Annotated in this window: 10 protein-coding genes; 1 reads left to right on the forward strand and 9 read right to left on the reverse strand. The window is 65.2% G+C overall.

Annotation, left to right across the window (positions count from 1 at the left end; translation table 11 throughout):
* The 9 genes from AC3AYF_RS14565 to ffh form a co-directional block, all read right to left on the reverse strand.
* Nucleotides 1-576: PALP domain-containing protein (locus AC3AYF_RS14565; protein ID WP_487779909.1), on the reverse strand; the 576-nt coding region annotated here is incomplete at its 3' end.
* A gap of 79 nt (nt 577-655) precedes the next feature.
* A complete protein-coding gene (locus AC3AYF_RS14570) occupies nt 656-1,972 on the reverse strand; it encodes a homoserine dehydrogenase (RefSeq protein ID WP_295037243.1) in 1,317 nt (438 codons plus the stop codon).
* 177 nt (nt 1,973-2,149) lie between these two features.
* Nucleotides 2,150-2,896 carry a thioredoxin fold domain-containing protein gene (locus tag AC3AYF_RS14575; RefSeq protein WP_295037241.1) on the reverse strand — a complete coding sequence of 249 codons (747 nt, stop codon included), beginning with the start codon at nt 2,894-2,896 and terminating at the stop codon, nt 2,150-2,152.
* Between the two features lie 2 nt (nt 2,897-2,898).
* The gene (gene xerD / locus AC3AYF_RS14580; protein WP_295037239.1) at nt 2,899-3,786 is read right to left on the reverse strand and encodes a site-specific tyrosine recombinase XerD; all 888 of its coding nucleotides are present in this window, start codon (nt 3,784-3,786) and stop codon (nt 2,899-2,901) included.
* 130 nt (nt 3,787-3,916) lie between these two features.
* A complete protein-coding gene (gene rplS, locus AC3AYF_RS14585) occupies nt 3,917-4,273 on the reverse strand; it encodes a 50S ribosomal protein L19 (RefSeq protein WP_295037237.1) in 357 nt (118 codons plus the stop codon).
* Nucleotides 4,274-4,422: 149 nt separating this feature from the next.
* Nucleotides 4,423-5,202 (reverse strand): tRNA (guanosine(37)-N1)-methyltransferase TrmD, encoded by a 780-nt coding sequence (trmD, locus tag AC3AYF_RS14590; protein ID WP_487779910.1) that lies wholly within the window; start codon nt 5,200-5,202, stop codon nt 4,423-4,425.
* 80 nt (nt 5,203-5,282) lie between these two features.
* The gene (rimM, locus tag AC3AYF_RS14595) at nt 5,283-5,813 is read right to left on the reverse strand and encodes a ribosome maturation factor RimM (protein ID WP_295037267.1); all 531 of its coding nucleotides are present in this window, start codon (nt 5,811-5,813) and stop codon (nt 5,283-5,285) included.
* A gap of 80 nt (nt 5,814-5,893) precedes the next feature.
* Nucleotides 5,894-6,145 carry a 30S ribosomal protein S16 gene (rpsP, locus tag AC3AYF_RS14600; protein WP_075560779.1) on the reverse strand — a complete coding sequence of 84 codons (252 nt, stop codon included), beginning with the start codon at nt 6,143-6,145 and terminating at the stop codon, nt 5,894-5,896.
* Nucleotides 6,146-6,293: 148 nt separating this feature from the next.
* On the reverse strand, nt 6,294-7,709 hold the full coding sequence (gene ffh, locus AC3AYF_RS14605) for a signal recognition particle protein (RefSeq protein WP_295037233.1): 1,416 nt from the start codon (nt 7,707-7,709) through the stop codon (nt 6,294-6,296).
* A gap of 298 nt (nt 7,710-8,007) precedes the next feature.
* Between ffh and AC3AYF_RS14610 the strand changes: the two genes are divergently transcribed.
* Entirely contained in the window at nt 8,008-8,811 is an 804-nt protein-coding gene (locus AC3AYF_RS14610) for a cytochrome C assembly family protein (protein WP_295037264.1), read from the forward strand.
* The last annotated feature ends 70 nt before the right edge of the window (nt 8,812-8,881 follow it).

Here is an 8,881-nt window from a genome sequence, read left to right on the forward strand (position 1 = left end):
GCCCTCGATGGCGATATTGAAGACGTTGTCCGCCAGTACCGTGGTCATCTGGCGTCGCTGCACCTCGGAGACCCGGTTGTGCGGATGCAGGATGAAGATATCCAGATGATCGCAGTGGCGACAGCCCTCGATCGCCGCCGAGCCGGTATCGCCGGAGGTGGCGCCCATGATCACGGCGCGCTCGCCACGCTTGGCCAGGAAGTGGTCGAGAATGCGCCCCAGCAGCTGCAGCGCGACATCCTTGAACGCCAGGGTCGGGCCATGGAACAGCTCGAGCAGGAAGTGGTTGGCGTCGAGCTGATTGAGCGGCACCACCGCCTCGTGGCTGAACGTCGCGTAGGTGTCGCGCACCAGCCCTCGGAACGTCTCGTCGTCGATCTCGCCGCCGACGAACGGCTTCATCACCCGGAAGGCGATCTCGGCGTAGGAGAGCCCGGCCATCGAAGCGAGTTCTTCAGGCGACAGTTGCGGCACCGTCTCCGGCACGTAGAGCCCGCCGTCGACCGCCATGCCGGTCAGCACCACTTCCTCGAAATTCAGCGCCGGCGCCTGGCCGCGCGTACTGATATAACGCATATTTCACTCCGTGAGTGACGAGCTTCGAGCTGCGGGCTTCGAGCACGACACGCTCGCGGCTTACGGCTCGGAACTGAAGTTATTCCTGTTCGTCCAGCGACTCGACGCGGATTCGCGTCACCGGCCCGGCGATGTCGGCCAGCGATTCCAGCTGACGGATCGCCTCGTTCATGTGCTTCTCACGGGTCCGGTGCGTCAGCAGGATGATCGGCACCAGTTCACCCTCGGTGGCTTCCTTCTGGATGATCGCCTCGATCGAGATCCCCTGCTCGGCAAGGATCGTCGCCACCCGCGCCAGCACGCCGGGGCGGTCCACCGCCAGCAGCCTCAGATAATACGCCGTGACGATCTCTTCCATCGGCAGGATCGGCAGCGCGTTGGCTTCGTCGTTGACGCCGCTGAAGGCGAGGTAGGGCACCCGATAGCTGTGGGCGGTGGCGATATTGCGGGCCACGTCGAGCAGATCGGCAACGACAGCGGAGGCGGTGGGCTCGGCACCGGCGCCAGCACCATAATAGAGGGTCGGCCCCACGGCGTCGCCCATCACGGCGATGGCGTTCTTGACCCCGTGCACATTGGCCAGCAGCCGCTCCTTGGGGATCAGCGTCGGGTGCACGCGCAGCTCGACGCCGTTGTCGCCACGGCGGGTGATGCCCAGATGCTTGATGGTGTAGCCCAGGTTATCGGCCTGCTCGACGTCCTCGGCGGTGATCCGCGCGATACCCTCGGTATAGGCGCGATCGAACTGCAGCGGCACGCCGTAGGCGATGGAGGCGAGAATCGTCAGCTTGTGGGCGGCATCGATGCCTTCGACGTCGAAGGTCGGATCGGCCTCGGCATAGCCCAGCGCCTGGGCTTCGGCGAGGACGTCCTCGAACGCCCGGCCCTCGTCGCGCATGTGGGTCAGGATGTAGTTGCCGGTCCCGTTGATGATGCCGGCCAGCCACTGAATGCGATTGGCGCCGAGGCCTTCGCGCAGCGACTTGATCACCGGAATGCCACCGGCCACGGCCGCTTCGAAAGCGACGATCACCCCCTTCTTGTGGGCGGCGTGGAAGATCTCGTTGCCGTGGACGGCGATCAGTGCCTTGTTGGCGGTGACTACGTGCTTGCCGTGCTCGATCGCCGTCATCACCAGCTCGCGGGCGACGTCGTAGCCGCCGATCAGTTCCACCAGCACATCGATGTCGGGGTTGCGCGCGACTTCGAAGATGTCACGCGTCACCTTGACCCCGGAGGTGTCGCAATGGGGATTGTCACGACGCGCACCCACCTGCTCGATTACGATTGGACGACCCGCGCGACGAGCGATCTCGTCGGCGTTGCGCGTCAGAACGTCGAAGGTGCCACCGCCCACGGTGCCCAGCCCGCAGATACCCACTCTCACCGGATCCAAGATGTCGCTCTCCCCTGCTCGGTTGTACTGGTTGCATCACCCTCCGGAGCGGTGGCCGCGGTCACGGCACCTGTCCTCTGTCGAACGGATTTCATCCACAAAGCGCCCTGAAGGGCGGTCACGGTAGAAAGCCCAGCCCCCCTTGTCAAGCTGACTCGGAGGGATTCACGCCGGGCATCAGCTGTCGCCGTCGGCGTTCACGTCGAGCATCGCCGCCAGACGCTTCGCCGGCAGGTAGCCGGGCACCATCTTGCCGTCGGGGAAGATGATCGCGGGCGTCCCCTGGATGCCGGACTCGACGCCGAGTCGATACTGGGACGCGATGGGGGCATCGCAGCTTTTCGGCGCCTCCACCTCGTCACCGCGAAACGCAGCGCTCATCGCCTCGGAGCGGTTGTCGGCGCACCAGACCTTGGCGAGCTGCCGTGCCGCGTCGGAGTTGGGGCCCATGCGAGGAAAGGCCAGATAGTCTACCTCGATACCCATGTCGTTGAGCTGGGACATCTCGGCATGCAGCTTGTGACAGTACGGACAGGTGGGATCGGTGAACACGGTGAGCCTGGCCTTCACCTTCCCGGCCGGCTTGTAGACCACGCGCTGATCTTCGGGAACGGCGTCGACCAGGGCCTTGCGGCGCTGATTGGCCGCCTGTTCGGTCAGGTTGACCATGCCGTCTTCGGCGTTCTCGTAGAGATCGCCGACGATCAGGTACTGGCCGTCGGCGTCCGAGTAGAGCGTGTTACCGCCGCGCAGGCGCACCTCGTAGAGCCCCGGTACCGGTGAATCGTCGATGGCCTCGATCGGCAGCGGCTGGCCGCCGTGGGCATTCAGCTTGTCGGCGAGATCGGCGGGGGGCTCGGCGAACGCACTCGGCGCCAGAGCCACGCCCATCAGGGCAAGGGCAGGCAGTAAACGACTTCTCATGTTCAACCTCTCGGGTGGTGTTGGGCGTGCAGCGCTTCCAGGCGCGCCTGGGCCACGTGGGTATAGATCTGCGTGGTCGACAGGTCACTGTGACCCAGCAGCAACTGTACGACACGTAAATTGGCCCCATGATTCAATAAATGAGTCGCGAAGGCGTGACGCAGCGTATGTGGCGACAGCGGCTTGTCGATGGCCGCAAGCTTGGCGTAGTGCTTGAGCCGGTACCAGAAGGTCTGGCGGGTCATGAAACCGTCGTGTCGCCCGGGAAACAGCGGCGGCTGGCGAATGTCCCGCATCAGCTCGTTGCGGCCCTGACGCAGATAGCGCTCGACCCACTCGAGGGCCTCTTCCCCCAGCGGCACGAGACGCTCCTTGTCGCCCTTGCCGCGCACCATCACCACCCCCTGGCGCAGGTTGACCGCATTCAGCGTCAGCCCCACCAGCTCCGACACCCGCAAACCGCAGGCGTAGAGCACTTCCAGCATGGCGCGATCACGCAATCCCAGCGCGGTCTCCACATCCGGCGCCAACAGCAGGCGATCGACATCGCGCTCCTCGAGCGTCGATGGCAATCCCGGCTGCACTCGCGGCGCCTGAATCTCCGCCAGCGGGTCGTGGCTCATCAGCCCTTCGGCCAGGGCCCAGCGGTAGAAGCGGCGCAGGCAGGAGAGCTGCCGGGCGATGGACCGCGCGTGATAGCGCTCGCGACACGCCTCGACGAACGCCGCCAGCGTGCTATCGCCCGGGGCGAGCAGCCGTTCGTCCTGAGCTTCGAGATAGCCGATCCAGGCCGTCAGATCGCGGCGATAGGCACTCAGCGTGTGCTCGCTGGCGCCGCGCTCCAGCCATAGCGCATCGAGGAAGGCATCGCGTCGGTCGTGATCGTTCATGCGGCTCCGTGACGGACAAACTGGCGTGGCCAAAAGCGCCATCATAACGCGGAAACCCCGCGAGCCGAACGACTCGCGGGGTTTCCTGCGGACCAGCCGGATACGCCTCCGAGCGGAGGCGCGGGCCGGATCAGCCCAGCTTTTCCTTGATGCGGGCAGACTTGCCGCTGCGCTCGCGGAGGTAGTAGAGCTTGGCCTGGCGCACGTCGCCGCGACGCTTGACTTCGATACCGGCCACCAGCGGGCTGTAGGTCTGGAAGGTACGCTCGACGCCGACACCGTGGGAGATCTTGCGCACGGTGAAGGCGGAGTTCAGACCGCGGTTACGCTTGCCGATGACGACGCCTTCGAAAGCCTGGAGGCGCTCGCGGCTGCCTTCCACGACCTTGACCTGGACGACGATGGTGTCGCCGGGCGCAAACGCCGGGATTTCCTTGCTCATCTGCTCGTTCTCGAGCGCCTGGATCACCTTGTTCTTGCTACTCATGTCTTGCTCCTCGTTGAAGAAACGTCCCTGGGGGCGTTTCGTGATCCCGGCGCCCGTCCGGCGAACGGTCGGGGCGGAATCGGACTCGTGGATGACACATGTCGACGATCACTTCACTCGACAGTCACGCTGTTCGAGGAGCTGTCGCCTCATGCACCGCCGTCGCGGGAGGACCTGCTTCCCGCGGCGTGTTCGTCGATGAATTCGTCGAGCAGCTTGCGCTGTTCGCGATCCAACGTTCGGCTCTCCAGCATATCCGGGCGCCTGAGCCAGGTGCGCCCGAGGGATTGCTTCAGCCGCCAGCGACGAATCAGCTCGTGATTGCCGCTGAGCAGGACGTCCGGGACACGATGGCCATCGATGACCTCGGGCCGCGTGTAGTGCGGGCAGTCCAGCAGGCCGTCGGCGAACGAATCCTCGCTGGCCGAATCGCTGTGGCCCAGTACCCCGGGCACCTCACGCGCCAGCGCATCGATCATCACCATGGCCGGCAGCTCGCCGCCGCTCAGCACGTAGTCGCCGATCGACCACTCTTCATCGATATCGGCCTCGACCACGCGCTCGTCGATACCTTCGTAACGACCCGCCACGACGATCAAGCCGTCACGTGTCGCCAGCTCCCGCGCCCCTGCCTGGTCCAGCCTGCGTCCCTGGGGAGACAGGTAGATCACGCTGGGTCGATGGCCGGCGGACTCGGCACCGGCGCGCGCCTCGGCCAGTGCACCGCGCAAGGTGTCGACCTTCATCAGCATGCCGGGGCCACCGCCATAGGGGCGATCGGCCACCGTACGATGCCTGTCGGTGGCGTAGTCCCGGGGATTCCAGAACGCCAGTTCCAGCACTCCCCGCTCCACGGCGCGCCCCGTGACACCGTGCCGGGTAATCGCCTCGAACATCTCCGGGAACAGGGATACGACACCAATCCACACGGTACGCTTCTCCTACCCGTCGCCGACCGCTTGGCTCTCACCGACCTGGACAGCGGCACAGGGTGCCAGCACTGTCGTCGTCAGAAGGAGGGGTCCCAGTCGACGATCATGGAGCGATCGGCCAGATCGACCTGAACGATGACGTCGTCAGGCAGGAACGGCAACAGCCGCTCGCGATCGTCGAGACTCCCCTCGCAGGGCCTGACCACCAGCACATCGTTGGCACCGGTCTCGAACAAGTGGTCGACACGTCCCAGCTTGACGCCGTCGCGGGTCTCCACTTCGAGTCCTTCCAACTGATGCCAGTAATATTCGCCGCTATCCAGTTCGGGTAGCGCCGTCTTTTCCACCGCCACTTCGGCACCGGCCCACTGCTCGGCCTGCTCCCGCGTGTCGATGCCTTCCAGCCGCACCACCAACCCCTTGCCCTGCGGCCGCGCCTCGAGCAGACGACGCGACTGCCGCTGCCCCTGCATCGACAATATCCACATCGGATAATCGAAGATGCCCTGGGCCGGGCTGGTATACGAATAGACCTTGAGCCACCCTTTCACGCCGTGCGGGCTGGTCAACCGACCCAGCACCACATATTGCGTCTCGTCACCCGGCATCAGCCTGTCCTGCTCGGAGTCTTTCGGCAAGGTGTCACCCGACGGTGTCTTGCGAGCCGCCTGCGGCATGACGATCGAACTCAGGCCTGGGCTTTGCGAGCTTCTTTGACCAGCTCGGCAACGCGCTCGGAGACCTGCGCACCCTGGGACTGCCAGTGGGTGACGCGGTCCAGATCGACACGCAGGCGCTCTTCCTGGCCGCGGGCGACCGGATTGAAGAAGCCGACGCGCTCGATGAAGCGTCCATCGCGGGAAACGCGAGAATCGCTGACGGTCAGGTGATAGAAGGGACGCTTCTTGGCGCCACCACGTGCCAGACGAATGGTTACCATTGCGTTGATAATCCTTCGGTTAAGTTAATCGTTACGCCACGAAATCGAGTCTTCTCGGACACACGCCCGAGACGAAGACGCAGCATTCTACGGAAAACACCGTGTGTTGGAAACCTTTTGTTGCGGTTGACGGTTGCGGGTGGACGAGTCAGCGCCGGGGGAAACCGCCGCCGCCCATGCCACCCATTCCGCCGGGGCCTCCGGGGCCGCCAGGACCTCCGCCCCCCATCATGCCGGACATGCCGCGCATCATCTTCTGCATCCCGCCCTTCTGGCCGGCTTTCTTCATCATCTTCTGCATCTGCTTGTGCTGCTTGAGCAGACGATTGAGATCGGGCACCTGCAGCCCCGCACCCATGGCGATACGACGCTTGCGCGAGCCGTTGATGATCTCGGGCTTGCGGCGCTCCTGCGGGGTCATCGAGTTGATCAGCGACTCGAGCTTGCCGAACTCCTGCTCGGCACCCTTGTTCTGGGCCATCTCCGCCATCTGCCCCATCCCCGGGAGCTTGGACATCAGGCCACCCATGCCGCCCATCTTCTTGAGCTGCTGAAGCTGGTCGCGGAAGTCCTCGAGGTCGAACCCCTGGCCCTTCTTGACCTTCTTGGCCAGCCGCTCGGCCTTGCCCTTGTCGACGTTGCGCTCGGCTTCCTCGATCAGCGACAGCACGTCGCCCATGCCGAGAATGCGCGAGGCCACCCGGTCGGGATGGAACGGCTCAAGCGCATCGACCTTCTCGCCCATCCCCATGAACTTGATCGGCTTGCCGGTGATATGACGCACCGACAGCGCCGCACCGCCGCGCGCATCGCCGTCGGCCTTGGTCAGGATGACCCCGGTCAGCGGCAACGCGTCGTGAAACGCCTTGGCGGTGTTGGCGGCGTCCTGGCCGGTCATGGCATCGACGACGAACAGCGTCTCCTGGGGCTGAATCGCTCGATTCAGGGCCTGGATCTCCGCCATCATCGCCTCGTCCACCGCCAGCCGCCCGGCGGTGTCGACGATCACCACGTCGTGGAACTGGATCTTGGCGTGCTTGATCGCCGCCTCGGCGATCGCCACCGGCTGCTGGGCGCTGGTCGACGGGAAGAAGTCGACCTCGACCTCCCTGGCCAGCGTCTCGAGCTGATCGATGGCCGCCGGCCGGTAGACGTCGGCGGAGACCACCAGCACTTTCTTGTTCTCGCGCTCGCGCAGGTACTTGGCCAGCTTGGCGACGGAGGTGGTCTTGCCCGCACCCTGCAGGCCGGCCATCAACACGACCGCGGGCGTGCCCTTGAGCGTCAGCGCCTCGTTGGCCTGGCCCATGATCGACTCCAGCTCCTGCTGGACGATCTTGACGAACTGCTGGCCCGGCGAGAGGCTCTTGGAGACCTCCTGCCCGACCGCGCGCTCGCGCACGCGGTCGACGAAGTCCTTGACCACCGGCAGCGCCACGTCGGCTTCGAGCAGGGCCCGACGGACCTCGCGCAGCGTGTCCTTGATGTTGTCTTCGGTCAGACGCGCCTGGCCGGTGATCGACTTGAGCGTCTGCGACAGGCGATTGGAGAGACTTTCGAACATGAAACGCTCCGGGCAGCGATGCCTGGCGCCAGCGTGGCTCGAACCCGAGCTCGCGACGCCGCTGGAAAGGAATGTGGGCAGCATTATACGCATGGATGCGGTTCGGCTCCATGCAGCGCGGTGCCACGAGTCGATGGCTGGGCGAGTTGGCGGTGATTGGGTATAGTGGCGGCGGAGCGCGATGGCCTGTCATCCAGGGTTCGTTGCCACCGGCAACAGCCCCTGGCACATCCGCATCTCGTACTCTTTTCATCGTCATGGCGGCTGTTCGAAGACCGCCCACGAGGCCAAAACACCGATGCCGGCGCTTCCTTTCGCCCTTGTCGCTATTGTCTGTTATCTCGCCGCCGGGCTGTGGCAAAGCCTGAGCCTCGCCCGCCGGGTCGCCGAACGCCCGACCTGGGTGCGCGGCGTCGGGCTGATCGCGCTGGCCTGCCACACCTTCATCGTCGCCCTGGCCATCATCGGCCCCCACGGCCTGCACCTGGGCCTGACCCAGAGCGCGGCACTGGTAGGCTGGCTGGTCGTGGCGCTGCTGCTGGCCGCCAGCCTGTTCAAGCCCGTGCTCAACGCCGGCGTCTGCGTCTTCCCGCTGGCCGCCATCACCATCGTCGGCGTCGTCGGCATGCCCAGCCGGATGATCGAGTCCGGCGTCTCCCCCGGTCTCTATTTCCATATCCTGAGTTCGATCGCCGCGTTCTCCTTCCTGGCCATCGCCGCGGTCCAGGCCGCGCTGCTCGGCTTTCAGCACCACGCGCTGAAGCGCCGTCAGACCAGCGGCATCGTCCAGGTGCTGCCGCCGCTGACCCGCATGGAGCAACTCCTGTTCGAGCTGATCTGGTGCGGCATGCTGCTGTTGACGGCAGCCATCGTCAGCGGGTTCGTGTTCGTCGACAACCTGTTCGCCCAACACCTGGCCCACAAGACCATCCTGTCGCTGCTGGCGTGGCTGATATTCGCCGGCCTGCTGGCAGGGCATCATCTTCTCGGCTGGCGCGGACCCAAGGCGGTGCGCTGGACACTGGCCGGCGTCGCGATGCTGGTACTGGCGTTCTTCGGCACCAAGTTCGTGCTCGAATACATCTTCCACTACAACGCCTGACCTCTTACCCGGCCGGAAACTCCGCCGCGCGATCATCGGCCGCGTTGACAGGCTTCGGCTAACCCCCTAC

It is taken from the genome of Salinicola sp. (assembly GCF_982684285.1).

Excerpts from the sequence above, each read along its gene's own strand:
- xerD (WP_295037239.1), bottom strand. The coding sequence starts at position 3,786 with ATGAACGATCACGACCGACGCGATGCCTTCCTCGATGCGCTATGGCTG.
- rimM (WP_295037267.1), bottom strand. The coding sequence starts at position 5,813 with ATGCCGGGTGACGAGACGCAATATGTGGTGCTGGGTCGGTTGACCAGC.
- rpsP (WP_075560779.1), bottom strand. The coding sequence starts at position 6,145 with ATGGTAACCATTCGTCTGGCACGTGGTGGCGCCAAGAAGCGTCCCTTC.
- AC3AYF_RS14575 (WP_295037241.1), bottom strand. The coding sequence starts at position 2,896 with ATGAGAAGTCGTTTACTGCCTGCCCTTGCCCTGATGGGCGTGGCTCTG.
- ffh (WP_295037233.1), bottom strand. The coding sequence starts at position 7,709 with ATGTTCGAAAGTCTCTCCAATCGCCTGTCGCAGACGCTCAAGTCGATC.
- rplS (WP_295037237.1), bottom strand. The coding sequence starts at position 4,273 with ATGAGTAGCAAGAACAAGGTGATCCAGGCGCTCGAGAACGAGCAGATG.
- AC3AYF_RS14610 (WP_295037264.1), top strand. The coding sequence starts at position 8,008 with ATGCCGGCGCTTCCTTTCGCCCTTGTCGCTATTGTCTGTTATCTCGCC.